Annotated in this window: 21 protein-coding genes and 2 pseudogenes; 7 read left to right on the forward strand and 16 right to left on the reverse strand. The window is 43.4% G+C overall.

The genetic code is table 11. The features are described from left to right. Positions 1 to 264 precede the first annotated feature (264 nt). On the reverse strand, positions 265 to 1,947 hold the full coding sequence (locus tag ACMAZD_RS07225; protein WP_435249097.1) for an aspartate:alanine antiporter: 1,683 nt from the start codon (positions 1,945 to 1,947) through the stop codon (positions 265 to 267). Between the two features lie 249 nt (positions 1,948 to 2,196). Then, positions 2,197 to 2,460 carry a GrxA family glutaredoxin gene (locus tag ACMAZD_RS07230; protein ID WP_009847069.1) on the reverse strand — a complete coding sequence of 88 codons (264 nt, stop codon included), beginning with the start codon at positions 2,458 to 2,460 and terminating at the stop codon, positions 2,197 to 2,199. A 514-nt stretch (positions 2,461 to 2,974) separates the two neighbouring features. Between ACMAZD_RS07230 and ACMAZD_RS07235 the strand changes: the two genes are divergently transcribed. Further along, complete coding sequence (locus ACMAZD_RS07235) at positions 2,975 to 4,276, forward strand: iron-containing alcohol dehydrogenase (RefSeq protein WP_435249098.1); 1,302 nt, start codon at positions 2,975 to 2,977, stop codon at positions 4,274 to 4,276. 139 nt (positions 4,277 to 4,415) lie between these two features. On the opposite strand, the gene ACMAZD_RS07240 is transcribed toward ACMAZD_RS07235, so the two are convergent. The 5 genes from ACMAZD_RS07240 to ACMAZD_RS07260 all read right to left on the reverse strand — a co-directional run bounded on the left by ACMAZD_RS07240 (position 4,416) and on the right by ACMAZD_RS07260 (position 9,974). Further along, positions 4,416 to 5,270, reverse strand: a complete 855-nt coding sequence (locus tag ACMAZD_RS07240; protein ID WP_004734686.1) for a MurR/RpiR family transcriptional regulator — start codon at positions 5,268 to 5,270, stop codon at positions 4,416 to 4,418. Between the two features lie 358 nt (positions 5,271 to 5,628). After that, positions 5,629 to 7,272: a pyridoxal-dependent aspartate 1-decarboxylase PanP gene (gene panP, locus ACMAZD_RS07245; protein ID WP_435249099.1), complete on the reverse strand. Its 1,644-nt coding sequence runs from the start codon at positions 7,270 to 7,272 to the stop codon at positions 5,629 to 5,631. A gap of 118 nt (positions 7,273 to 7,390) precedes the next feature. Continuing rightward, positions 7,391 to 7,918: a hypothetical protein gene (locus ACMAZD_RS07250; protein WP_435249100.1), complete on the reverse strand. Its 528-nt coding sequence runs from the start codon at positions 7,916 to 7,918 to the stop codon at positions 7,391 to 7,393. A 174-nt stretch (positions 7,919 to 8,092) separates the two neighbouring features. Next, positions 8,093 to 8,998: a lysine exporter LysO family protein gene (locus ACMAZD_RS07255; protein ID WP_435249101.1), complete on the reverse strand. Its 906-nt coding sequence runs from the start codon at positions 8,996 to 8,998 to the stop codon at positions 8,093 to 8,095. Positions 8,999 to 9,053: 55 nt separating this feature from the next. Then, the gene (locus ACMAZD_RS07260; RefSeq protein ID WP_435249102.1) at positions 9,054 to 9,974 is read right to left on the reverse strand and encodes an HDOD domain-containing protein; all 921 of its coding nucleotides are present in this window, start codon (positions 9,972 to 9,974) and stop codon (positions 9,054 to 9,056) included. Between the two features lie 358 nt (positions 9,975 to 10,332). On the opposite strand from ACMAZD_RS07260, the gene ACMAZD_RS07265 reads away from it, so the two are divergent. Next, positions 10,333 to 10,914 (forward strand): TfoX/Sxy family DNA transformation protein, encoded by a 582-nt coding sequence (locus ACMAZD_RS07265; protein WP_435249103.1) that lies wholly within the window; start codon positions 10,333 to 10,335, stop codon positions 10,912 to 10,914. A 161-nt stretch (positions 10,915 to 11,075) separates the two neighbouring features. On the opposite strand, the gene ACMAZD_RS07270 is transcribed toward ACMAZD_RS07265, so the two are convergent. From ACMAZD_RS07270 to ACMAZD_RS07280, 3 genes are all read right to left on the reverse strand, one after another. Beyond that, positions 11,076 to 11,618 (reverse strand): hypothetical protein, encoded by a 543-nt coding sequence (locus ACMAZD_RS07270; protein WP_435249104.1) that lies wholly within the window; start codon positions 11,616 to 11,618, stop codon positions 11,076 to 11,078. A 208-nt stretch (positions 11,619 to 11,826) separates the two neighbouring features. After that, complete coding sequence (locus ACMAZD_RS07275) at positions 11,827 to 12,324, reverse strand: response regulator (protein ID WP_435249105.1); 498 nt, start codon at positions 12,322 to 12,324, stop codon at positions 11,827 to 11,829. Then, entirely contained in the window at positions 12,317 to 14,260 is a 1,944-nt protein-coding gene (locus ACMAZD_RS07280) for an ATP-binding protein (RefSeq protein WP_435249106.1), read from the reverse strand. Before ACMAZD_RS07280 ends, ACMAZD_RS07275 begins: the two co-directional genes overlap by 8 nt. A gap of 183 nt (positions 14,261 to 14,443) precedes the next feature. On the opposite strand from ACMAZD_RS07280, the gene ACMAZD_RS07285 reads away from it, so the two are divergent. Continuing rightward, complete coding sequence (locus ACMAZD_RS07285; RefSeq protein ID WP_435249107.1) at positions 14,444 to 15,706, forward strand: DUF945 family protein; 1,263 nt, start codon at positions 14,444 to 14,446, stop codon at positions 15,704 to 15,706. Between the two features lie 161 nt (positions 15,707 to 15,867). Further along, positions 15,868 to 16,962 carry a 3-phosphoserine/phosphohydroxythreonine transaminase gene (serC, locus tag ACMAZD_RS07290; RefSeq protein WP_435249108.1) on the forward strand — a complete coding sequence of 365 codons (1,095 nt, stop codon included), beginning with the start codon at positions 15,868 to 15,870 and terminating at the stop codon, positions 16,960 to 16,962. Between the two features lie 86 nt (positions 16,963 to 17,048). Here the strand turns inward: serC and ACMAZD_RS07295 are convergent. Further along, positions 17,049 to 17,860 (reverse strand): annotated as a pseudogene (locus ACMAZD_RS07295) (AraC family transcriptional regulator). An 87-nt stretch (positions 17,861 to 17,947) separates the two neighbouring features. Here ACMAZD_RS07295 and ACMAZD_RS07300 point away from each other — a divergent pair. Both ACMAZD_RS07300 and ACMAZD_RS07305 read left to right on the forward strand, forming a co-directional pair. Continuing rightward, positions 17,948 to 18,190 (forward strand): hypothetical protein, encoded by a 243-nt coding sequence (locus ACMAZD_RS07300; RefSeq protein ID WP_435249109.1) that lies wholly within the window; start codon positions 17,948 to 17,950, stop codon positions 18,188 to 18,190. Positions 18,191 to 18,245: 55 nt separating this feature from the next. After that, positions 18,246 to 18,938: an MOSC domain-containing protein gene (locus ACMAZD_RS07305; RefSeq protein WP_435249110.1), complete on the forward strand. Its 693-nt coding sequence runs from the start codon at positions 18,246 to 18,248 to the stop codon at positions 18,936 to 18,938. A gap of 89 nt (positions 18,939 to 19,027) precedes the next feature. On the opposite strand, the gene ACMAZD_RS07310 is transcribed toward ACMAZD_RS07305, so the two are convergent. Both ACMAZD_RS07310 and ACMAZD_RS07315 read right to left on the reverse strand, forming a co-directional pair. Next, positions 19,028 to 19,744, reverse strand: coding sequence for a 3'-5' exonuclease (locus ACMAZD_RS07310; protein WP_435249111.1), 717 nt, complete (start codon positions 19,742 to 19,744; stop codon positions 19,028 to 19,030). 5 nt (positions 19,745 to 19,749) lie between these two features. Continuing rightward, positions 19,750 to 21,639 (reverse strand): DUF294 nucleotidyltransferase-like domain-containing protein, encoded by a 1,890-nt coding sequence (locus ACMAZD_RS07315; protein ID WP_435249112.1) that lies wholly within the window; start codon positions 21,637 to 21,639, stop codon positions 19,750 to 19,752. Between the two features lie 150 nt (positions 21,640 to 21,789). On the opposite strand from ACMAZD_RS07315, the gene ACMAZD_RS07320 reads away from it, so the two are divergent. Next, positions 21,790 to 22,434, forward strand: a complete 645-nt coding sequence (locus ACMAZD_RS07320; RefSeq protein WP_435249113.1) for a hypothetical protein — start codon at positions 21,790 to 21,792, stop codon at positions 22,432 to 22,434. 99 nt (positions 22,435 to 22,533) lie between these two features. On the opposite strand, the gene ACMAZD_RS07325 is transcribed toward ACMAZD_RS07320, so the two are convergent. From ACMAZD_RS07325 to ACMAZD_RS07335, 3 genes and pseudogenes are all read right to left on the reverse strand, one after another. After that, positions 22,534 to 23,724 (reverse strand): amino acid aminotransferase, encoded by a 1,191-nt coding sequence (locus tag ACMAZD_RS07325; protein WP_435249114.1) that lies wholly within the window; start codon positions 23,722 to 23,724, stop codon positions 22,534 to 22,536. Positions 23,725 to 23,925: 201 nt separating this feature from the next. Further along, positions 23,926 to 24,248: pseudogene (locus ACMAZD_RS07330) on the reverse strand (HD-GYP domain-containing protein); the annotation flags it as partial. A 97-nt stretch (positions 24,249 to 24,345) separates the two neighbouring features. Beyond that, a complete protein-coding gene (locus tag ACMAZD_RS07335; RefSeq protein WP_435249115.1) occupies positions 24,346 to 24,645 on the reverse strand; it encodes a hypothetical protein in 300 nt (99 codons plus the stop codon). Positions 24,646 to 24,824 lie beyond the last annotated feature (179 nt).

The following is a 24,824-nucleotide window of genomic DNA, read 5'->3' on the forward strand; positions in this document are numbered from 1 at the left end:
TGTCGTTTGAGGAAAGAGATGAAAAGCAGATATGAAAAAATAAAAGCAGATACGGGATACGAGTGGCGAAATACACAGAGAAGTTAAGAGCAGATGTAGGATACGAGTCGCGAGATGCGAAGAGCTTAAAGAGCCTATATGGGATTTGAGATACTAAGAGTTCTAAGATCAAGTGAGAGAAACAAGTAATAAAAATGCACTAACCCCAATATGAATTAGTGCATTCGAAATATGTAACTTGGGCTGCTTTAAAAGCCGCAGCTACTAGCTAATTATGATGATGAAAGTACCTGCTAAGGTCATCAATATATTGGCTATCGCGTACGTACCGGCGTAACCCAGAGCAGGGATAGTTGAGCGAGCATGGTCGTTTACGATGTCCATCGCCGGGGCACAAGTTCGCGCGCCAATGATTGCACCAAATAATAAAGCTCGGTTCATCTTCAGCACATAAGCACCAACCAAGTAAGCGAAGAAGACTGGCAGAACACTGACTACCAGAGCGATACCTATGACCTGCGGACCAACTTGAGTTAAATGCTCAAATATCTTACCACCAGCGCTCAGGCCGATACCGACCATGAAGAACATCAAACCCAGGTCTTTGACCATGTTTAACGCCCCTTGAGGCACGTAACCAAAGGTAGGGTGGTTTGCTCTTAAGAAACCAAGCATGATGCCCGATAGAAGTAGGCCAACCGCATTACCTAAGCCAAATGAAACCTGACCGAATGTCATGGTGATCAAACCAAACAAAATGCCCAGAATGAAAAAGCTACAGAAGGCCATCAAATCCGCCATTTGGCTGTGGATTGAGATGAAACCAATTTTCTCAGCTAGGCCGTGAACACGACTCTTTTCACCACTAACCTGCAGTACATCACCTTTAGAAAGCACGATGTTTAAGTCCATCGGCATTTCAATCTGAGCTCTTACTACGCGGTTAAGGAAACAACCGTATTCAGACAGATTTAAGTCTGATAGACGCTTACCTGCGATGCTGTCACTTTTAACGACGATCTCTTCTTCCACGATACGTAGATCTAGAAGGTTACGGTCGAAAACCTCTTTACCATTACGGAAACTTGGGTCAAGACGCGCGTGGCTATCTGGGAAACCAACCAATGCGATTTCATCACCCTCTTGTAGGATCGCATCACCATCTGGGTGGGCAAGAATACCATTGCGACGAATACGCTCGATGTAACAGCCTGTTTGACGATAGATACCCAGTTCACGCAAGTTCTTGCCATCTGTCCACGAGATAAGCTCTTGTCCCACACGATAAGCACGAATGATTGGAAGGTAAACCTTACGTTGGCCAGAAGCCCCTAGGCCGCGTTCTTGAGCTATTTGCTCAGCTGAGTCGTGCAGGTTAACTTTTTGGAGCTTTGGAATCAGGCGAGCGAACATAATCATACTGATTAAGCCAACCAAATAAGCCATCGCATAACCGACAGACAGGTTTTCGATGATCAGTCCTAAATCCATATTCCTCGGAACCTCCGCCAAGCCTGAGTTCAACGCATCTTGTGCACCTACTAGGATAGGAGTTGCTGTAAGGGCACCTGCCATCATACCAGCAGACAAACCAAACCCGAGGCCAAGATAATGGCTACTGAAGTAAGTTAAGGCTATTGCGGTTGAGAGAACGACGAGGCTTAGGATTAGGTAATGCTTACCATCTCTGAAAAATATACCAAAGAAGTTTGGTCCAGCTTCAATGCCTACACAGTAGATGAACAACATGAAACCAATAGTGAGGCCGTCGGGGTTAAAGGAAAAACCGAGATGCCCCATGACAAGGGAAGTAATCAGAACACCGATTGAGTTACCCAGTTGGAGACTACCGAAACGAATTTTACCAATGGCTAAACCAATTGATAAAACAACAAAAATGAGGAGGATGGGGTTTTGTTCTAGCAAATAAACAACGTCGATATTCACAGTGATCGCTCAATAATTGGCGTGAAACACAGGGTAAGTTTGAGGGGTGAATTGTATCTAAATATAAATAAATTATAAGCGGTATTTTACTATTTTACTTGGTTTTGACTTTATTTGTTCTGAGCGCACAAAGTGTTGGATAAAAAAAGCCCGCTTAAGTGAGCGGGCTTCTAAATATTGTACATTTTCATACTCAAATGCGTAAAGCTTTCAAGGTTAAGACTTCGATCTTTTGAGAGAAGTTTCAGCTTAATCGAAAAGACCTAGGTTTTCTTTTGCGTATGCTTCAAATTCTGTGCAGCCACCGATGTGGTCTTGATCGATGAAGATTTGTGGCACTGTGTCTACTGGCTTACCAACAGTCTTTTCTAGGTCAGCTTTGCTGATGCCTTCAGCGTGGATGTCAACGTAACGGTAGTTGAAGTCATCACGTTTAGCTTTAAGAGTTTCAGCATGCTCTTTTGCACGAACACAGAATGGACAAGCAGGGCGACCAAAAATAACAACAAACATTTAATTTCTCCTAAATACGGGATGAGGCTCGTTAACTCGATTATGTTAACTATTCTTTAGTGAATGCCACTCAAAATTTCTTAAACCAACTATGCCTCAATGCTATGGGGAAATAAAGATGGAATTGCCTCTTAATACGATAGCTTTTACCTATCAGCGCAAATATTCACCATAAATAGAAAGGGGCTCGTAAACTGCCCGTCATCATCGTTGAGTACCCACAAATTGAGAGTGTGAATTACCCCTAAAAATACGACTTTAATTGGTGTTTGGAGCCACAAGTTGCACTGTGTCAAGAAAAACACCAGAAGAACGAGGCATCTTATAGCGAATGCATCGATAAATAATACATCCATAAGTAATACATCGATAAGAAACGGTCTAGCGAAAGGCTTATGCTAGATATTTTCGCCACCGTCGCTATGTTTCATCGTCGTTGTATTTCAAATATCAAGATTAAACCCTCAACCCCAAGAGTTCGCAGTTTTGTTTGGTCATAGGCGCAGGAGGCACCATGTTTCAATTTATGACACCTACAAAGATCATCTTTGGTGATGGAGCACTTCAGGCTTCATTGTCCCTCTTTAGTCAATACGGCTACAGCGTGTTGTTGGTTACTGGCAACACATTAGAACGCACCTCACTGGTCACTGATTATCTAGATGCGCAAAGCATGCGTTATCAACACATTGCCGTTTCCGGTGAGCCCAATATTAAAATGGTCGAAGAGGCCGCTATTTCGGCACGACGGTTTAAGCCCGATATGGTAGTTGCAATGGGTGGAGGCAGTGCAATTGACATGGGGAAAGCGTTAGCTGCTATTTTACCGAACCAAGGTAATTTATACGACTATGTGGAGGTCGTCGGGCGTAATGTACCACTCAAGACAAAACCACTGCCGTTCATTGCGATTCCTACAACGGCGAGTACGGGCGCTGAAGTCACTAAAAATGCGGTGCTTAAGTCTGGACAAGATCAAGTCAAAATCAGCCTTCGAAGCCCCGACATGCTAGCTGACGTCGCGATTGTCGATCCGACCTTAACGTATGGCACCAACTTGTATTTATCAGGACGTGGAGGCATAGATGCCTTTACGCATCTAATGGAAGCTTATGTGTGTGGTGAACCTAATTCGCTCACCGATATGATCTGCGAGGAAGGGTTACGCAAACTAAGTGACTCTGTGGTTAAAGCGTGCGTATATGATGAACCTAAAGCTCGTTCGGATCTTGCGTTCGCTTCTATGCTCGGTGGAATGGCGATAACCAATGCCAAACTTGGAGCCGCGCACGGATTAGCCTCTGCGCTAGGGGGTAAGATATCTGCTCCACACAGTGTTATAACAGCACGCTTAGCGCCATTTGTGATGATGGAGAATATCGTAGTCGCGAGAGAGCAACAAAGAAATGACATCTTAGCGCGCTATCAACGAGTTGCTCAGATTGTTACTGGAAGTACTGAGGCGAAAGAGGAGGACGCGATTTCTTGGTTATCCGAAGTGTTGGACACGTTAAAGCTTCCAAGCCTACTCGAATTTGGTGTCTGTGAAGCTCAGTTTGATGAGGTGTCTGCCGATGCGCTTAAGTCTGTTGCGATAAAAGGAAATCCTTTACCGTTGAATCAAAGGAGGCTTATACATATCTTGCAGCAGGCTTGCGAGGAATGTGGTTGTGGAGACGAATCCCAAGAAACAGCCTCTATCCATCAGGATGATCAACGTGCCCCAGAACAGACTACGGAGTCGAGTTTTACTATTATTAACTCTTATTCGTCTGAGAATAATGTCGTAGAGAAAGGCAATAGCTGGACGATCTAATAGAAGAAAGCAGAAAGCAGAAAGTACAGATAACGAGAAAGCTAAACTAACTCAGGACAAATAAAAACGGAGCACTAGGCTCCGTTTTTTAATTCAACTTGTTCTCAGGTCATGTGCTTTTAGCTCACGTCTTAGTTGATTAGAACTGAGAGTATTTCTCGTAACGTGAATCACGAAGTGACTCTTTCACACGCTTTAGGTTCTCTCTGAAACCCGAACCACGACGAAGTGTAAAACCTGTCGCTAACACGTCGATAACCGTCATTTGAACAACGCGGCTTGCCATTGGCATGTAAACGTCGGTGTCTTCTGGAACGTCCAGCGAAATAGACAACGAGCTCGCTTTGTCTAGAGGAGAGTCTTTTGCTGTGATAGCAATAACGGTCGCACCGTTTTCACGAGCTAGGTTCGCGATCTCGACTTGGCTTTTAGTACGGCCAGTGTGAGAGATAAGAACAATAACATCGTTATCACTACAGTTAATGCAGCTCATTCGTTGCATCACAATGTCTTCAAAACACGTAATAGGGATATTAAAACGAATAAACTTGTTTTGAGCGTCTTTCGCTACAGCAGAAGATGCACCCAAGCCAAAAAACGAAATGCGTTTTGCTTGAGTCAGCAGGTCAACCGCTCGGTTTACTTGCATCGCGTCTAGGCTGTTTTTAGCAACATCTAGACAAGCCATAGTCGATTCGAAAATTTTATGTGTGTAAGCATCAGGGCCGTCGTCTTCTTCAACATTACGGTTCACGTAAGGTGTACCGTTCGCCAAGCTTTGAGCTAGGTGAAGTTTAAAGTCAGGAAAGCCTTTTGTGTCTAAACGACGACAGAAGCGGTTAACTGTAGGCTCACTTACGTCAGCCATTTTAGCTAAGGTAGCAATGCTAGAATGAATTGCAGTTTGAGGGGAAGCCATAATTACTTCGGCTACTTTACGCTCAGACTTGCTGAAATTTTCCAGGTTTTTTTGTATTTTTTCTAATGTATTCATAGTGTTCACAAGGGTATAGAGAACAACTTGCTAGTTAATATCGTTTACCAGGGGGTATGGCTGAAGCAAATATCAGTAAAACAGAACCTAAAACAATAAGGGGTTTGTAAATACCGCTGCGTCAAATAGATATCAAGCTAACTAGCACCATAGAGTCAGTATAAACCCAACATGCTATTAACTAATACAAAAACACGGTATGAATGCTTAAGAATATGACAAACCTCAACAAAATTTTAGAAAACTACAGAATTGGAAGAGGGTTTGAGCAAAAAGAATGCAAATTGAGTATGAACTGACAGCTTAGTTACATCAAAAAGAAAGAAATTTTCAAATTGATGCAACTAAAATTGAATGACTATGCGTTGATTTGCGTAACCAGTTTGTTGATTTTGCTCATCAGGTTTGGCGCTAGCTTAGAGATTTCACGCTGTTCTTCAAGCACAGAGGTAAGTATCTCATTGCCTGTAAGCGGGTTTGCCAATACAACGCGGAAAACAATAATTGGTTGATGTGACCAAGCTTCCGGATTCAAGCGAGTTCTGGAAACAAAAGATTTGCCAGTTTCACGCTGTTTCTTCTGAATAAATTTAGTGAGATCATTAAGTAACTCATTCAATTCAATACGTTGCTGAGCGCCAGCTTTTAACAAAGCGGCTTTTACTGATTCAGGAAGGTAGCGATACGTCAGTAAGCATAGCTCTGGCTCGGACACTAACTCAAAATCACTTTGTTCTTCAATCAGGTCTGCGAAGTAACGTGCTTTGTTGATGCTTTGGTCGATCAGCAGTTCATAGCCAGGACGGCTGATGATGTGCATTGATGCATAAACGAGCATCGCCATACCGGAACGAGAGCCTTCTAGAGTGTGGCTGCCTAAATCTTTCGAACCTTTACGAAGAATGTATTGAGCATGATGCTCAATTGCGGTCATCGCATCTGGCTTCTTAAACAAAACCATGCCCGCACCCATAGGAATGTAGAGCTGTTTATGCGCATCAATAGTGACAGAGTCCGCTAATTCAATACCATCAAGTAAATGACGGTGATTGTTAGACATCAGCGTTGCGCCGCCCCAAGCTGCATCCACGTGGAAGTGGCAGTCAGACTCGGCACATACTTCTGCAATGTCTTTTAGAGGGTCGATATTGCCAGTTTCGGTTGTGCCCGCCACACCGATGACGGCAAAAGGCTTAATCTTGTTCTGCTTAAGCTGCTCGAACTTGAGTCTCAGGTCGTCAGTACAAATACGGTTATTGTTATCCGTTTTTACTGAAACAAGACCTTCTTGGCCAATACCGAGTACATCGGCCGCTTTTTTCAAAGAGTAGTGACCACGTTCAGAAACCAAGATAGCGAGGCCTTCGTAGTCGTAGTGTTTCATGGCTTTAAACAAGCCTTCTTTCTCTACACCTTTGAATGAGCCATTAGCTTTCAACGCATTATTACGAGCAACCCAAAGGGCTGTAATGTTTGCGATGGTACCGCCTGAACAAAACGCACCTAAAGAGTGGTTGGCACTGTGCATCCAACGAGAATAAAACTGGTCGGTGTCTTGATAGATCAAACGGTGCAACATCCCCAACACTTGGCGTTCAAGAGGAGTAAAAGCTTTTGATGTTTCGATTTTTACTAGATTCTGATTCAACGCAATCATGATTTTAGACAGCGGCATCAGGAAATAGGGTAGTGCAGACGTCATGTGACCAATAAAACTTGGCGACGACGTATGTACAGAGTGGGATACAAGAGAATCGAGGAGATGCTCGGTATGTTCTGAAACAAACTCAGGCTGCTCAGGGATATGAGCATTCGAAAAATCTTTCTCAATGTCACGCAATGGCTTTTCTTCAGCCACAATGTGTTCACGTAAGAATTGATTCAGGTTTCGTGAAAGTTTGTCTTCGATTTGAGTGAGTGTTGAATCTGGGCCTTCTGGTACTGTAAAGATACGTAGAAGGCTGTCGAAGCTAACATCTGCTGTTTTTTGTTCCGTAACCATAGCAAGCGAGTTATTTTTCTTATATTGACGCGAGCGGGACAATTTAAACGAAAACGGGAATAATGTCCCGTCTTAATTATGAAATCCAACTTCCCACAAAAGCATAGTAAATCAAGGGTTATTTACACTTGATCGCTTCAAGTTTAGCAATTGACTGGTTGTAACGTTGCAGTGCAGTATCAATTTGCTTAGGGTGGCTAAGCAGCTCAGCAAACGCTGAACGTAGCTCATAGTTTTGAGAGTGAGGTGTTGATTGACGGTCGTCGAACGTCTGTTTCGCAATTTTTCCAAGCTCATCATCGCGTGTTGATAGTGTCTTGATGTCGTGCTGTTCGAGTTGTAACCAACTTTCAACCGACTGAGCTGTCGCAACTTTACTTGGATCATTCACTAAGTAGTAGTTTACCGCCGCGCGGTTGAGTTCAAAGTGGTGTTTACGGCCTTCTAGGAACCACTCACTTACTTCTTCGAGCTCTGGGTATTGCTCAGAGGTTAATGCAGCAAGGTCAGCATACCAATTCAAAGAAGCGTCAATATACGCATCGTATTTTGTTGCTTGGCATTGGTTTGTTTCAGGCATTGAATCTGCTGCAAAAGAGAAAGTAGAAGTTGAAGCTAGCAGTAATGCGACGCAAAGGCGTTTCATAGTGGTTCCTTTTGTAAGTTTATTCTTTTTAGAACTTTGTCGTTACAGAGTACCGTGATCATTATTTGTTGAGCAATGACACTTAGTGTCTTTTTATTTCGGTAACTGTATCGGTATCTTGGGCTTTATTACTAAAAAAGCATTCTAATCTAAAACAATCGCTATTCCTGCGATCTAGTTAGCAAGAGATACAAAGAACAACATCATAATCGGGACGAGAAGACTCAATATAAACCCGCTAACGATGGCGATAGGAACACATCGAACGCCACCTGTTGTTTGAATCACAGGCAAAGTGAAGTCCATTGCAGTCGCACCAGCATAACCAATAGAAGTGCACGGATAATTGCGAATCAGCACAGGGATCAGCACTAGGGCAAACAACTCTCTTAGCAGCTCGAGCATGAAAGAAGCACCACCATAAACAGGGCCAAAAGCGTCACCCATTAGGATGCCTGCCAAAGAATACCAACCGAATCCGGATGACATTGCTAAAGCATTGAAGAGGGGAAGATCAAGTAAGTAAGCGACAATCACACCACCGATCATTGAGGTCACGATAATCGTAAGAGCGATCACCATGCCGTGTTTATTCAATAAGATTTGTCTAAGGGTTAATCCGCTATTACGCAATTGAATGCCAATGAAGAATAGAAGAACGAATAGAATCCATTCACTTGCCGTATCGACCCAATCGAGCCCGATTGGGAGAACCAAACCTGCAATGAGGCCAGAACCGACCACCAGAATTAACTTAGCAGATTCCGTCGCCATTGATGATAGGGGGAGTTTTTTCTGGCTGCTGTCAGTGTTAAGCGGCAGTAGTTTATCGATTGCTGGCAGCGCCATTAGGTTGCATACGCTTAAACAGACAAAGAAAGTGATAGTATAAAGAAGGATTGTCTGTAGATTACTGCCTAGGTTATCGAGCGCGGCTAGGCTCAGTCCCATCAGCGATAGGATTACGTAGATCAGCCTAGATGTCGAGCGATTAATGAACTCTAACGTCTGGGTGTTTGATATAGAAAAAAGATACCCCACGATGAGTGGCGCAAATATAAAGATCATCCCTGTAAACATGTTTTCCCTTTTGCATTCACTTGCTATTACAACTACTTAGCAATTTTACGGTGACTTAGAAGCCGCTAGCGTTGATAACGTCGTTTAGCTTTGCATTAAAATCATTTTTACTCAAGTTGCTTAATTTATAAAGCACTTCGGCACCCGTGACATTAAGCTCCACTTCATGCTCATCGATGTTTTCATCCTTGTTTCTAAACATCAAAAGGTGATTGGCAATTCGTGCAATATCAAGATAAGACACTTCGCGCTCTTCTTGCTGATTGATAGTGTTACTACACACATCAATGAAGTCACTGTCAAATCCCCAACGTCTAAGAACCAGCTTACTGGTTGCAGAGCATTGGCCTTGGAATATTTGCAGAGCGATGTCGTGATCTAGGTAGTTCCCATTTTCAAGATAGAGGTGATACTCACTTACTAGGCAGAACAAACCAATATCGGCTAATAGCCCGACTAATAGAGATTTCTCATGCTCGAGGTAGCGATATTCGATAGGGGACAGTTCTTTGAAGCTATTAGTAACCAGCACCATCGTCGCGCCAAGTTCTTTTGAGATAGAAGCGCTTTGCACCAAAACCTGATTACATTCGTGGTTCAGATTCACAGAATTCTTAAGCTGTTCGATAGCTTGGGCTGTAACGATGTCTCTTACTCTCAATATCCCCAAGCGTGATACTGCAGTCATAATGTCGACACAGGTGATATTCCGTCTGTTAAATACCACAGAGTTAGCAACACGAATCACGATAGCTGTTAGGCCTGGGTCTTCAAGTAAGCACTCAGCGACCTCGGCAATGCCAGTTGAATCTTGGGGGCATAATTTTTGAATTTTTAAGACGACTTCAGGGATAGGAGGAAGTGTGATTTTTCCCGCTGCGATGGAATGGCCAATTAATTGAGCAAACTCTGATTCTAGGCCCTTGAGGAGAAGAGCTTTATTTGGTGGTAGCCAGAAAAATGATAAATGATTCATATAAGGAGTAAAAACATGTGTGTAAATCTATTTTACAAGCCATTATGCTGCTAGGCAATACTCATCCGACGACATAACCTTGAATAATTTGAACGGGTGTATCACTGGAGGGCGAAAGTTGAGGGTGGTTTGATAGTTTACTGTGATGTCAATCATGAAAAATCAGAATACTCAATTGATTGATGTGAACTAAGCCCAGACTTATTTTTCTTTTCAAAGTATCATTTATTTAAAGGTGAAAAACGAAATCATAATATTCACCTAAACAACAAAAAATAGATTTAACATTTTTCGCATAAAAAAGCTGCTTGTCTGGTGATCAACCTAATCGGGGTAATTTGATTAAGGATCAACGGATATGACCGAGACAGCATTTATTAATTACGTGAATCAATTTGGTGAGCATCAAAAACGTTCTATGTTCGGAGGTATTGGCCTCTTTCAAAATGACGCTATGTTCGCTTTGTTGAGTGAAGGTTGTTTATTCATTAGAGGTGGAAAGTCATTAGATAAAAAACTGACGGATCTTGCTTGTGAAAAGTATCGTCATGTAAAAAAAAAGACAACAGCAACCGTAAATTACTATGATATTACGGATCTATTTACATGTGAACATCCTGAATTGGATAGCATTATTCGTACTTCAATCGATAATTCAATTCAACAACGTAGCTTCAAAAAATCATCAGCTAGCCGTAGATTGAGAGATCTTCCAAATATGCAACTCACATTAGAGCGCATGGTGAAAAAAGCGGGCGTTGATGATGTTTCAATGTTTATGCAGTTAGGCGCGCCTGAAGTGTTTAATAAGGTTCGCGAAGCTTACGGCAATGATGTTGACCTAAAACTACTTTGGAAATTTGCGGGCGCTATTGATGGTATCCACTGGAAACTATTACAAGAACCACGCAAGCAGCAATTATTGAAGAGCTGCCACTAAAGAAGTCGTCCCTCTATGATTAAGATTACTGTTAATAAATAAAAACCGAGGAATGTCCTCGGTTTTTTTGTTTCTGTCTTAGCCGGATTTCTTAAAAGACTAAGTATCAAAAGGCTAAGTGCTCATGGAGAGCTTATTTGCTAGGGCTGTCTCGCTAAGTATTAGTACTTAAAACGAGCAGTGAGCATAAGTTGATCACCGTAGAAGTCGTTGATACGAGCTTCAGCACCTAAAGAGAATAGCTCTGTAGAGTGGAAACGAGCGTAAACAGAACCTGTCCAATCATCGTTGTCATCGATTGAAACGTAACCACCTTTACCGCCCACTTCTAGTTGTGGACCAAGCCATTGGCGAACACCAACGTTGATTTCCATACCGATATCAGTAGAGTTTGAGTTTTCAGGCTGAACGATACGCGCTAGCATTTCACCAGTTAGGTCAGCCCAGTTGTTTAATGGAGCGTGGAAGCCAAGACCTACAGCTGAGTCGTAATCACCCTCAAATTCTGAATCGATACGAGCTATAGCGTGAGCATTCGGGTGAATTGACTTACTGAACGCGCCACCAAATGTTATTGGGCTAGCACCGATACGTGCTTCAAAGTAATCGTAGTTAAAGTTACTCATTACTTGTGGTTGTTCATCAACGGCTAGTGCTGGGCTAGAAGCCAATAGTATAGCGGTAGTAAGTAGAATTTTGCGCATAACGACCTTAAACCTTTAATTATTGTTAATTCCTTTGGTTTGAGAAAAATCAGGCAAACCATAAACATTGAGACAGTTTAATCTAACTCACGGAAAAGTAATCCATAAAAATGCAAATCATTTGTCAATTAGCCAAAAAATGAGCAAATTATGTATCACTCTGTAACAGAGATCTCATGTTTTCGGGCGATTCACAAAAAATTAAGCGTTACTCGCCAAAATTTGTTCGTTTAATCGCCATCGCGGTAAGGATACGTTCGGTATCTAAGACTGAAGTCCAGTTCAATAACTGCTTGTCATTGGCAATCACGAAGTTGGTTAGCTGTTGTGTGATCGTTTCTCTGAGTTGGTCGCCTCGCCAAGGCTTAGAGATATAGAAATCAAGTGCAGCATTATTGATAGCAGTTACCGTGTCTTCAAGCCCGGCTTGGCCGGTGAGCAGCAGTTTACGTGTTGGCTGCGTCGAATCGTGTTGGTTGAGTTCGATGAGAAAATCGATGCCCGTTTTGTCAGGCATGATGTGGTCACACAAGATTAAGGCGAGCTTAATCCCATCTTGTCCCATTTCTTTTATCACTTGTTTAGCTTCATCGACCGATTCGGCACCTTCAACAATAAAGTTCTCTTCAAATGGCGCTAAGTCCTGAAGGACACTGTTGAGAACTTCAGGCTCATCATCGACACATAAAATTAGGTACTTATTCATGAGGCGCTCCTTCTTGTTTTAACGGAAGCCACACTTGCATGTGAGTATGGCTGCCTACCTCTGACTCCACCAAAATAAACCCTTGATGAGCCGAAACGATTTGTTGAGAAATGGATAACCCAATCCCTAAACCAAAGTTGCCATCTTTTTTGGTGGTGAAGTTTGGGTTGAAAATAGTGTTGATGTCTTCCTTGGCGATGCCGTGGCCAGTGTCTGATATTTGCACCACTAAAAAAGTGTCGTCTCCTTCTTTTTGTTGAGAGGTGGTGATAGAGACTGTTCCTCGCTCTGAAAGCGCATCCAGTGCATTGGAGATAAGGTTTGTCCAAACTTGTTGTAATGCGAGCGACTGGCACAATAAAGGCGGTAGATCGGTGTCGTAGTGTTTTTCAAGTTGGTGATGCTTCAATCTGTTTTCAAAGATCACTAAGGTATCTTCAAGTCCTTCATGGATATCCGCGTAGTGACGCACTTCTTCATCTTCTCGGGCGTAGCTTTTTAGGCTTTTCACCATATCGGCAATACGCTTACTGCACACTTGGATGGAGCGAATCGAGTTCCCCACATAGTGGTAATGCTCTAAGTCGGTAAGCAGTTCTTTGCCCGCAACTGGAGAGTCTTTTAAGGTATCTAAAACCACAGAGTCTTGGCTCAAGTTCATTCTCACGGCTTTTTTAGCTAGCGTACGATCATCGATAGTCGATGAGAGGTGCTTAACGAGTTGTCTCTCTTGCGCCGTGGATAGAGGCTTGGCTAATTTTGAGTGTGCTAATACTTCCGTCCCTTTATTCGATTCTGGGAGTGACGAGTTTTCCAGTATTTGGTCGAGATGTTCAGATAAGGTTTCAATACTTCGCAAGATCGCTGCAATCGGGTTGTTCAACTCATGAGCGACTCCGGCGACAAGCTGACCCAGCATCGCCATCTTCTCTTTCTCAATCAATTGTTGATGTGCAGATTCTAACGATTCAAGTGTTTGTTGCAGCTTGATCTTATTGGTGATGCTGCGTTGTAAACGGCGATTGAAGTGACGGAGCAGCAGATTAGTAAATAGCGGCAGCAGGGTATTGTTTGAATGCATAACCTGAGCAAAGCTGTCTTTATCGAGCTTGATCACTCGTGTCTGGGTTAGGGTGATCGCAGTAGAGAACGAAGGTTCACCCGTCACGAATGACATCCCTCCGACAATGTTGCCCTTACAGTGACGCACAACTTCGCGTTGTTGCCCCAGCTGATCTTTTTTATAGAGAGCGGCTTCACCTTCAATGATTAACCAAAGAAAGCGATTGTCTTCATCTTCTACAGTCAGTAGATGTTCTGGCGAGTAATCACGAATGGCTCTGGTTTTGTCGTCTTTCGAAAAGACATCCTGCAAAGCATTGACGACACGCTCAGCAAGGGTGTTGTCTGAAAGCTGGTGGTAATCGTGAATGAAGCCAGACTGGAACGAATGAATCTTTTGTTCGATATGTGCTCTGAGTAAGCGTTGCTGATCTAACGCATCACTGTAAGACAAAAGGTTTTCTGGATCGTACTCGATCACAAAAGAAGTCAGCTCTTTTTGTGCTGATTTGAAGAGAACCTGATCTGGAACCGGTTTGGTTAGGCAGTGGTTGAGTCTACCTTCGTTCACCGCGGTTAGGATGGATTGGATATCTGATGAGGCGCTAACCAATATTGTTCTTGCGGTATTACTATGGGGGAGTTGTTCAAGCTCAATCAGAAATTGCACACCATTGAATTCAGAATGATGGTGAGAGATCACCAAGGCGACGGTTTGGTGATTGTCGTGGATATCTTCTAATGCTTGATACGCATCTTCTAAGTTCTCGGCAGTATAAATTTCGAATAAATAAGATAATGGAGCCAGTTCGGAGCGTATTCTTTCCATGCTCACCGGAATATTGTCCAAACAAATAACAGCGTACTGATTCACGGCTCAACCTTAGTAGTAGCGACGCTTCTAGCCTACCAAGAAGCGCTTAGTAAGGATGAGAGCTAGCCGTTAATTTGTTGAGGGAATTGAAGTATCGAGCAATAGACTGATTTAACTCAATGTTTCTTGTTTGCTACTGATGGGTTAGACTAAAAAAAACAGACTAGTGTAGAAAGAGAACTCATGGAACAGTTAAGAAAAATTGGCGTAATCGGCGGAGCAATCTCATTGGCACTTTGTTGGCCACTCGCGGTTGGGCAAATTGGACAGAACGCGATTACTGATGGCGTTGCAAAGCTTAACAATTCAAGCATTCAAGCTGAGATCGTGGAATATGATAGAGGTTACCTTTCTTCTAATGTAACCACTCGTGTGACTGTGATGGATGAGAACTTGAAAGAGCAACTCGCGCTCGATGGCTTACCGAGTGAGTTTGTCATTAATAGTGCGGTTAGCCATGGTTTGGTTAGCTTAAACGCGATTTCGACGTTTGAGAATACTGACATTCTGCCTCTCACTCTGACTACCAGCACTGAGTTAAACGGCAACACGGGTTTCAACTTCGAGTTAAGTCAGTTCAATCACCAAGGCTCAGAAGAAAATGGCACCTCGGTCTCTATCACGAAGTCGAATCTGTCTGGCCATGCCACTGTATTAGGTCAGGTTGATTACGAGCTTTCTATCCCATCGGTTCAAATTGATTTTGAAACGGGTGAAGAGGTGACACTCTCTAACCTAAAAGGTATTGGTTCAGGCCAACAAGCGAAAGGTTACTGGCTAGGCACGCAGAACTTTACTATAGATAGCTTCTTGATTTCAGATTCTGCAATGCAACCATTCATGACCATCGAAAACTCTAAGTACGATTTTGAATCGCATCTAGATGAAGCAACTAAGCGCTTGAGCAGCAGTCTTAAGCTCGATATCGCCAATATCGAAACCAACGAAGGCCAGTTGAACAATCTAAACGTCGATTTTGAAATGTCGAAACTAGATAGCGAGTCGTTTGAGAAAATCTTTGAAATTTACCAGGCGAATCCTGCTCTGACCCAAGAGGATGTGGCTGAGATCATTCCGTTCATCGACGTACTGTTTGCTAAAGGCTTCGATCTTTCAATGAACAATATGTCGTTAGAATTAGGTAAGGGTCAGTTTGAGTCTAAATGGTTGGTGAGCGTACCGGAGGGCACAGAGAACATCAGCAGTAACCCTTCAATGATTGTTCCTGTATTAACAGGTAATGTGCAATCTAGCTTCTCAAATGAGCTCGTCGAAGAATACCCATTCATCCGTGAAGGTATCGACGAATTGATCGTGATGGAAATGATCAAGCAAACAGAAAGTGGTTATGAAATCACGGCTGACCTAAAAAATGGAAATCTAGTGTTTGAAAATGGACAAGAAATTCCATTAATTGCACTGCTTATGCCGGCTTTTGTTCAATAAAAAGAGTCGGGCTTAATACTGATAGGGCGATCTAACGGATTAAGTTAAACATTTGTACGGTACGAAACAAAAGAGGTCTTAAGACCTCTTTTGTTGTTTTTATGTTGGGTAAAACATGGTATTACTTGCATAGTTATTATTTAGCAGGAGCAATCATCCCCATGGAACTTACATTAGATAACGTATTCAACTTTAGTGCTGGCCCAGCGGCACTGCCTAAACCGGTAATGAAACAAGCACAAGCGGATTTCATTGATTGGAATGGTTTAGGGACTTCCGTTATGGAAATCAGCCATCGCAGCAAAGAGTTTATTCAAGTTGCTGATGAGTCTGAGCAAGACCTACGTGATCTTCTGAACATTCCAGACAACTATAAAGTTCTTTTCTGTCAGGGGGGCGCTCGTGCTCAATTCGCTGCTGTTCCTCTAAACCTTCTAGGTGATGCGACGAAAGCAACTTACATTGATGCGGGTTACTGGGCCGAAAGTGCGGTGACTGAAGCAAGTAAGTACTGCGAAATCGACGTATTCAATGCTAAGACATCGATTGATGGCAAAGCGGCTGTTGCTCCGGCTAAAGATTGGAAAATCGACCCAGAAGCGGCATACGTGCACTTTTGTCCAAATGAAACCATCGATGGCATCGAAATCAGTGAGCTTCCGCAAACCGATAAGCCTATCGTTGCCGATATGTCATCTAACATCTTATCTCGCCAGATTGATGTCTCTCAATATGGTGTTATCTACGCGGGCGCTCAAAAGAACATTGGCCCTGCTGGTATCTGCATTGCTATCGTACGTGATGATCTACTAGAACTCGCAAACGACGTGTTGCCGAGCATTCTTAACTACAAAGTACTTGCTGAAAAAGACTCAATGTTCAATACACCACCAACCTATGCATGGTACTTATCTGGCCTTGTATTCAAGTGGCTGAAAGCTCAAGGTGGCGTTGAAGCGATGGAGCTTGTGAACAAAGAGAAAGCGGCGCTGCTTTATAATGCTATTGATAGCTCAGCTTTCTACAAAAACGGCGTTCATACAGCAAACCGTTCGAGAATGAACGTGCCATTCCAATTAGCGAAACCAGAGCTAGATGCTAAGTTTTTAGAGTTGGCTGATACTGCTGGTCTGAAATCGCTAAAAGGTCACCGAGCTGTAGGTGGAATGAGGGCTTCACTTTACAATGCGATGTCTCTGGAAGGTGTTCAGGCGCTAGTTAGCTTTATGAAAGACTTCGAAGAGAAATACGCTTAATAAGCGAATTCGATGTTTACCAATGAAAAGAGGAGCTAAGGCTCCTCTTTTTGTTTCCCATAGAAGGTTAAAATATAGAGACCTAATTACCTTCTTCGACCATTAAAGCGAAACTGTTGTGGCGTTACATCAAAAGACGCCTTGAAGGCTTTAATGTAAGACGAGTCGTTTTGATAACCGACTTGGTCAGCAATACTTTGGATAGAGAACTCTTCATCTAACAAAGACAACGAGTAAATCAGGCGGATTTGTTGTCGCCATAACTGAAATGACGAGTTGAACTCTTTTGAGAATAAGCGCGACAAGGTTCGCTCTGATGCGCCAACTTTCTCTCCCCATTCCTTCAACGAAAAGTCCAACGTTGGTGCTTCTGTCAGCGCTTCAAATATAAGCTTCAATCGTCGGTCTTCGGGTAGCAACAATTGATAGGTCTGAACGTTGTCTTTCATGATCTGATCGTGCAATACCGAGAGCAATCGCGATACCTCTTTATCACTCACTAATCCTTCGCACTGTCTGCGAATTTCCTGCAATAACTCATTCAAAAACGGCGTCAGGGTAATGGTTCGCACCTGAGGTTCATACTTAATACCATAAGCTGGATTAAGGTAAATACCGACAAACGTCGTATGGCTCAATGCGATAGATTCATGTTGAATCCCTGCAGGTACAAACAAAGCAGAAGTATGGGGCACAAGATGCTGGTAGTGCTCGGCTTTCGTTTGCAATAGGCCTTTGAGTGGGAAGATCACTTGATGCACGCATGTTGGTGCATTTCATCGACGTAGCCCTTGGGCATATCGATGGTCTTCACTAACGCTGGTGAATTAGGGTTAGCGACCATCATCTCATTTGAGTTGATGATTCCGGAGTGAGAATCTATTTGGCGGGTTGGCATGGTTAAGTGTCTTTATGTCCCTACTCTGACGTAGTGGGACTAGGCTATCATGCCCGGCAGAGCTAATGAAGTAGAGAGGGCACGCGTATGCGATATCAAGTTGAAATATCAAAAGAAAACCAACTATTGTTCAAGGTCGATATTGAAGACATTAACCAAAACAAGTGTGAAACAACGCTCAAAATCGTGTTAACTAAGTTTCCGAAAGCTGAAGGTTATCAGCGTAATGTATTGCTTTCGAACAGCGAAACACGTTACTTAAAAAGCACAGAACACACCATGGAAGTACTGGCGGCGATTCCAGTATTTGAATCACTGGGCGAGCAATAAGTTGGTTTTAGCTTGTATAACACAGCAAATAAGTTTCAGTTAAGAAGGAAGAGATATGAAGAAGTTAGGCGTAGTAAATAGTGTATTGGTTGGCAAAACCGTTACTTTTGCGCACGGTGCAAACAGTGCCATTGATAAGCAGGTTTCGTCGGAGCGCCAGCACGCCACAGAGCTTGGTTTTCACAATGATGAACAAGGTGATCCTCGCTTTCATGGTGGCATTCAGAAAGCCCTTCATATTTATCCAAGTGAGCACTATCCGGTTTGGCAGCAAGAACTGGGCGACAAAGATATTTTCCAATCTGCAGGCGCATTTGGCGAGAACTTAAGCTCAAGCGGGATCACGGAACAATCCATTTGCTTGAAAGACAAGGTTCGTATCGGATCAACTTTATTGGAAGTCTCGCAGGGGCGTATGCCTTGTTGGAAGCTCAATGTACGATTCGAGCAGAACGATATGGCGAGAAGACTGCAAGATACACTTCGAACAGGCTGGTACTTCCGTGTTTTGGAAGAGGGCGATATTGGCGCATGTGACGAGATTATTCTGTGTGAAAGACCATACCCAGATTGGTCGCTCGCTCGTATCATGGGGGCTGTTTTCACAGGTAGCTTAGATAAAGAAGAGCTAAGTCAGATGGCTGCACTGCCATTGGTTGAATCTTGGGGAGCCCTTGTTGCACGTCGCCTTGAAACAGGAAAAGTTGAAGATTGGGAAATGCGTTTAGTTGGCCCTACAGCAGCATAACCTCGGATGAGAAAAACAATAAAGCCCACTTACGGAAATAGTGGGCTTTATGTTTATACGCTCGATTGAACGTCCGTCTTAATTGGCAATTAGAGCCAGAAATTCTTCAAAGGCATCTCAGAATCAAAGTGATGAGCGATCTGCGCTTGGAGCAGCTCAGCGGTCGCTATAGCATCGGTTAGCGCATGGTGCGGTGTGTAGTCGGGTAAGTGGTATCGACGACGACTCTGCCCCAATCTCACTGAAGCTGGCTTTTTACCTTTTAGCTTGTTCCACAAGCCGCCAGCCAGTTTGTTCTGGATTTGAGATTCAATCTCGAGCGTGTCGAGGACTGGGAACTCTATTCCTTCACCGAGTCGCACCTTCAATGCGTTATCTAAGAAGTCACGTTCGATACGACGATAGTGAACCACAGGAATATGTCCTGCCATTGATTCTAAGATCTCGCCCAGCACTTCGCTAAGATCTGGCGCATCAATGATGTCATTGTGAGTGATGCCATGAATCACGACGGACTCTTCTTCCAACTTCTGTTTTGGTCTTAGCGTCCAGTGTTTGGCTTGTCGCAAGTAGATGCGATTGAGCGTAAATGGTACTAAACCAATAGTAATGATGCCGTCTTTGTTTGGGTTTAATCCCGTGGTTTCAAAGTCGACAGCCAAGAAGGTCACTTCTGAAAGTGGTGTATCAGCCGCAGGAAGAGGTTGGCTATAAAAGTGTTTTAAGCGCGCGTCGCGCGCGCGTTCGAGTTTCTGAGCAAACTTAAATGGCCAATCGACCGAAGGTGATCTGAATAGTTTGTTCATAAGCCCTACTTAAACTTATTGCTAGCTTGATAACGGAACTTAAGGAAGTTTTGCGCATTACTTAAAATTTGGAATGCGTCCTTTAGATTGCGTCGTTCGAAGTCAGATAAGTTTTCTGGTTCAATGTTGTTATCAGGCTCGATATTGTTATCAACATCATGCGCTTGGTGACGAATACGAACCAAAGAAATGAACTCCATGGCGTCTTTCAAATCCTGCGCTCTGCCTTTCGGCAAAATACCGGCATCAATAATATCGTCCAAACGCTCAAATGAGTTCTTCGAACGAGAAGCTACCGCTAAAGAGTGAACTCGAATCAAGTCTGCGAGTGGGGCGGTGCCACGGCGTTTAAGGTTGATCGAGTTGTTATGACGGCCATCTTTCTCCATTACGAAATCTTTGAAGAAGCCCAGAGGCGGCGTTCGGTTGAGTGCATTACGAGCAAGACACGCCAAGAAGCGGTTGTTCTTACGTGCACGTCTTACAATGAAGCTGTTCAATTGCTCAGCCCATTTTAAGCGGCCATACACGCCATCTAAATCAAAGAAGATCGAGGCATTCAGCAGCGCTTTCGGGTTTGGATCATCAATCCAATCGGCAAAGCACTCCTCCCATTGTCGACGTGTCATACGCCAAGTTGGGTTCGTCGCCATGATGTCACCGGTACAGTACACATAGCCACATTGGTCTAAGCCCTCACAAATGAATTTTGAGAGCTCAGCAAAGTACATGCCGTGCTTTTTCTCATCGTAGGTATCATCAAGAATAATTGCGTTATCTTGGTCAGTAACGAGCAATTGTTCATCACGGCCCATAGAGCCGAGTGCGAGGAAACAGTAAGGGATAGGAGCCTTGCCCAATTTCTCTTCACCTAGCTCGATAATACGTTGCTTAAAGCTACGACCAATTACTGACATTGCAGTACCCACCATATGGGCGTTGGCATCTTCGTTGACTAAGCGCACAAAGCTGTCTTTCACTTGCTCAGAAAGCACCTTCAGATCTTCAATACTCTGTTGTTGGAAGATACTACTTACTAACAATAGCGAGTTTTGAGATTCGTAACGTACGATATCGGTCGCTTCGATAATACCAATAGGCTTCTTATCTTTCAGCACTGGTAGATGATGCACGTTGTAGCGAAGCATGGTCATCATAGCTTCGTATACATAAGCATTATGGTCGAGCGAGATAACCTCTGGCGTCATCACACTGGATACTTCATCTGATGGGTCTAGGCCTTCAGCAAGGACACGTGTACATAAATCACGGTCGGTGATAATACCGATAACGGGTGTCGAATCATCCTCTTCGTCTTCGACGATATCTGGGTCGATAATCAGTAGGGAAGAGACGTTATCTTCGGCCATCATGGTGGCAGCTTGCTGAATCGTACGCGTTTTCTCGATCATTGGTGCTTCACTGGTGAGCAGCGTTTTAACCTTGGATGTCGTTAAATCGTTAGCGTCGTTGCTGTCTAAGTTAGCCTGACGCAGTCGCGCGTTATCTTCTACTTCGACAAAGTCAGCGAATGAATCATAGTTGTCATAAAGTTCTTGGAAAATAGGCTCAGGGATACAGTAGAGCAGGGTGTCTTCTGTTGCCTTTACGGGGAAGCGAACTTTGTTGTTGGTGAGTAACCCCATTTGGCCGAACAAGTGCCCTTCATCGAGGCGGTTATAGAGCTCACCTTTACGACGATAGACTTCTACTTCGCCGCTTCGAACAATGTAAAGATCATTAATCTGGTCACCAAAGTGAATGATAGGTGTATCTTGGCGGTAATAAGAAATTTCCACGCTACTGGTCACTTTCGCCAACATCTCCTCAGGGAGTTCTGTGAAAGGAGGGTATTGTGCCAGAAAGTTTTGAATCTCTAATAACTCAGCATCCATAATGATCATCCATTAGTTTCTATGATTTCATGGTACAACATTTGATAATATTTTGCCGTCACAAATCAATCTGTGAGCTAAAACCTTTTTAAAGTCTTATGGATAGACTAACCTTTCAACTAATGGAGTGACAGTTGAAGGATGATAGGAATGTCGAAGTGGAAGCTTAGTTTGGTATCTGCAGTTTTTATGTTTTCTCCAAGTTTGTGGGCAGCCACTGATGGTGTGGATATTCTTGATTACGACCATATATACGCCACCGCTCATTCGGGCAGTTTGAATGAAGACGCTGGTGGTAATAATAATGCTTCGTCGTATGGATTAGGTGTTAGTTACGCCATGACCGATGATTGGTTGTTGCTAGGAGACTATAGCGCACGCTTCATTCACCCAGATGAAAGTACCACTCGAATTGATACCTTAATGGCAGGTGCAGGGTATCGTTACAGCATCAAAAAAGACTTGGATATTGTCGCTTCTTACTTGCTGGGTATTACTAAAGGTGAGGTCGAGCTTAACGGTAGCAATGAAACCATCGAATCGGATACTGAACTTGTCCAAGGTGTAAAAACCGAGCTTAACTATGGTTTTGCAAAGCGTTGGATTGCGAATGGTAGCGTGCAGGTAAACCGAAGTGATTTGTTTGACGAGGAGATTTACCATTTAGGTTTACGTTATCTCGTGACCAACAAATTTGCGATTGGTGGTTCTTACCAACACCGAGATGGTGAAGGCAGTAAAGGTGGAAGTGAGAGAACCAATGAATTGGGTGTTGAGTTTTTCCTAGAGTACTAACTTAGTTAAACCTAATACGTCAAGACAGCCACAAAAAAGCCAGCTTAGTCGCTGGCTTTGCATATCTATAGGTCTACAAATTCAGGATTCGCTTTACGATTACAGAACCGCAGCTAGACCTTTACATAGAGGACCCATGTTTGACTTAGTCATGCCAGCAACACTGATACGGCCAGAACCAACAATGTAGATAGCGAATTCGTCTTTCAGGCGAGTTACTTGCTCTTTGCTTAGACCAGAGAACGAGAACATGCCATTTTGGCGCTCGATGAATGTGAAGTCTGCGTCTACACCTTCAGATTTTAGCGTCGTAACGAACAGCTCGCGCATCTCTTGGATACGGTCGCGCATTTCTGCTACTTCTGCTTCCCATTCAGCACGTAGGTCAGCATTACCAAGGATGTGAGTAACGACAGCACTGCCATGCGCTGGTGGGTTAGAGTAGATAGAGCGGATGATGCTCTTAACTTGAGAGAATGCTGTTGTTGCTACGTCTACAGATTCTGCAACCAATGTGAATGCACCAACACGCTCGTTGTACAAACCAAAGTTCTTAGAGAACGAGCTCGCCACTAAAATTTCTTTATTGTATTGAGAAAAAATACGCAGGCCAGCTGCATCTTCTTCAACGCCTTTTGCAAAACCTTGGTAAGCAAAATCGAATAGAGGAAGCAGTTTCTTTTCAGCAACTAGCTTAGCCAGTACTTCCCACTCTTCAGTTGTTGGGTCGATACCTGTTGGGTTATGACAGCAGCCGTGAAGAAGAACGATATCGCCAGCAGAAGCTTTCTCTAGGTCAGCAACCATGCCTGCGAAGTCTTTGTCTTTTGTTTCAGCATTGTAGTAGCTGTATTGGGCCGTCTCGATACCTGCAGCAGCGAAAACGCCGTTATGGTTAGCCCAAGTTGGGTTACTGATCCAGATTTTTACGTCGCCCAGTTGGCGCTTGATGAATTCACCCGCTACGCGCAGTGCACCTGTACCACCTGGAGCTTGTGCTGTTTTAGCGCGTTGAGATGTTACGATCTCTGCGTCTGAACCGAAAAGAAGTTTCTGAACCGCTAGACCGTATTCAGCTGTACCTTCAATCGTTAGGTAAGATTTGGTTTTTTCGTTTTCAAGAAGTGCAGCTTCTGCTTTCTTTACTGTTTTAAGTACAGGCGTTTGACCATCTTCATTTTTGTAGATGCCAACACCAAGGTTGATTTTCTCTGCACGAGAGTCTTTTTTAAACTCTTCAGTAAGGCCGAGGATAGGATCGGCGGGAGCAGCTAACACTTTTTCAAACATAATCTTCATCCATGTCAATTGAGAGGGGATAGTATCTATGGGTAGTTATACCTGTATGGAATTTTTAAGACAATACGAAGTGAACAGAAAGGCTAAAAAAATCCATTTCAATCAGATTTATTGACTAAAGAGGGTATTTTATAACAAAACACCCTACGGATTAACCTATAGGGCGCAAGAAGTTAGTGGTTTTTGAAAAGATTATGCGGTGGAAGCAATAAGGCTTTCTCTCTCGAGTTCGTTTTCTACGCTTTTTCCATCTTTGTAAGTGGCCGCTATTTCAACAAAAAGGTCTTCGACGGCTAAAAAGGCTTGAACAACTTGCGGATCGAAATGAGAACCTTCACCTTCTAAAATGATCTCTTTGCCTTGTTGATGTGTAAATGCCGGCATATCGACGCGTTTAGATATTAATGCGTCATATACATCGGCTAAGGCCATTAAACGCCAGACAAAGGGATGTCTTCGCCAACTAATTGATTTGGGTAGCCGCTGCCATTCCATTTTTCGTGGTGAGTGAGGGTGTTTTTTTGCAACCTGTAAGGCCATAACATCGATAGGGCTGGCAATGGTAGGGAAGGTATTCGCCACCTAGCCACCTATCGATTATCAAAGAGCTGATTATTTCTTAAGATTGATTTCAGCTTCAACTGAGCCAGTTTCAATTTCTGGGTGTGACGCCAGTTTGTCTGCTGCCCATTGGTTTAGGTGTTTCAAGATAGCAGATACCGCGTGTTTCTCAGTTGGTGCTTGGTCTTGATCTACATCGATCTTTTGCTTTGGGTGTGAGCCAGTCGCATCTTCAGCAGTGTGTAGCCAGTCTGGGTGCCAGTAATATGGCTGGCCGCTTGGTGTTGTCCAACTATGAACACCGTTTGACTCTCCTTTATAGCTTAACTGGTCTGCTTCTATTTTTTTCATTGTTATCTCGCATGTTTTTGGGATTACATCAAATTGTAGAGGCGTAGAACGAACTTTGCTCCTGCCTTGGTTACAACTTAGCAAAGCTTACAAAGTTATCTGTGAACTAATTCACACTATGATAGAAATTAGGCTCATTCAGATGGATAGCAGCAATAGTTGGTAACGTTAGTGATAAA

The organism is Vibrio sp. nBUS_14, from assembly GCF_051201655.1.
Lineage (GTDB): Bacteria > Pseudomonadota > Gammaproteobacteria > Enterobacterales > Vibrionaceae > Vibrio.

What these genes read in the sequence shown, in the direction of transcription:
- ACMAZD_RS07270 (WP_435249104.1), bottom strand. Translation starts at nt 11,618, where the DNA reads ATGCGCAAAATTCTACTTACTACCGCTATACTATTGGCTTCTAGCCCA.
- serC (WP_435249108.1), top strand. Translation starts at nt 15,868, where the DNA reads ATGGAACTTACATTAGATAACGTATTCAACTTTAGTGCTGGCCCAGCG.
- ACMAZD_RS07310 (WP_435249111.1), bottom strand. Translation starts at nt 19,744, where the DNA reads ATGAACAAACTATTCAGATCACCTTCGGTCGATTGGCCATTTAAGTTT.
- ACMAZD_RS07305 (WP_435249110.1), top strand. Translation starts at nt 18,246, where the DNA reads ATGAAGAAGTTAGGCGTAGTAAATAGTGTATTGGTTGGCAAAACCGTT.
- ACMAZD_RS07255 (WP_435249101.1), bottom strand. Translation starts at nt 8,998, where the DNA reads ATGTTTACAGGGATGATCTTTATATTTGCGCCACTCATCGTGGGGTAT.
- ACMAZD_RS07320 (WP_435249113.1), top strand. Translation starts at nt 21,790, where the DNA reads ATGTCGAAGTGGAAGCTTAGTTTGGTATCTGCAGTTTTTATGTTTTCT.
- ACMAZD_RS07260 (WP_435249102.1), bottom strand. Translation starts at nt 9,974, where the DNA reads ATGAATCATTTATCATTTTTCTGGCTACCACCAAATAAAGCTCTTCTC.
- ACMAZD_RS07235 (WP_435249098.1), top strand. Translation starts at nt 2,975, where the DNA reads ATGTTTCAATTTATGACACCTACAAAGATCATCTTTGGTGATGGAGCA.
- panP (WP_435249099.1), bottom strand. Translation starts at nt 7,272, where the DNA reads ATGGTTACGGAACAAAAAACAGCAGATGTTAGCTTCGACAGCCTTCTA.
- ACMAZD_RS07265 (WP_435249103.1), top strand. Translation starts at nt 10,333, where the DNA reads ATGACCGAGACAGCATTTATTAATTACGTGAATCAATTTGGTGAGCAT.
- ACMAZD_RS07315 (WP_435249112.1), bottom strand. Translation starts at nt 21,639, where the DNA reads ATGGATGCTGAGTTATTAGAGATTCAAAACTTTCTGGCACAATACCCT.
- ACMAZD_RS07300 (WP_435249109.1), top strand. Translation starts at nt 17,948, where the DNA reads ATGCGATATCAAGTTGAAATATCAAAAGAAAACCAACTATTGTTCAAG.
- ACMAZD_RS07285 (WP_435249107.1), top strand. Translation starts at nt 14,444, where the DNA reads ATGGAACAGTTAAGAAAAATTGGCGTAATCGGCGGAGCAATCTCATTG.
- ACMAZD_RS07275 (WP_435249105.1), bottom strand. Translation starts at nt 12,324, where the DNA reads ATGAATAAGTACCTAATTTTATGTGTCGATGATGAGCCTGAAGTTCTC.
- ACMAZD_RS07335 (WP_435249115.1), bottom strand. Translation starts at nt 24,645, where the DNA reads ATGAAAAAAATAGAAGCAGACCAGTTAAGCTATAAAGGAGAGTCAAAC.
- ACMAZD_RS07325 (WP_435249114.1), bottom strand. Translation starts at nt 23,724, where the DNA reads ATGTTTGAAAAAGTGTTAGCTGCTCCCGCCGATCCTATCCTCGGCCTT.
- ACMAZD_RS07240 (WP_004734686.1), bottom strand. Translation starts at nt 5,270, where the DNA reads ATGAATACATTAGAAAAAATACAAAAAAACCTGGAAAATTTCAGCAAG.
- ACMAZD_RS07230 (WP_009847069.1), bottom strand. Translation starts at nt 2,460, where the DNA reads ATGTTTGTTGTTATTTTTGGTCGCCCTGCTTGTCCATTCTGTGTTCGT.
- ACMAZD_RS07250 (WP_435249100.1), bottom strand. Translation starts at nt 7,918, where the DNA reads ATGAAACGCCTTTGCGTCGCATTACTGCTAGCTTCAACTTCTACTTTC.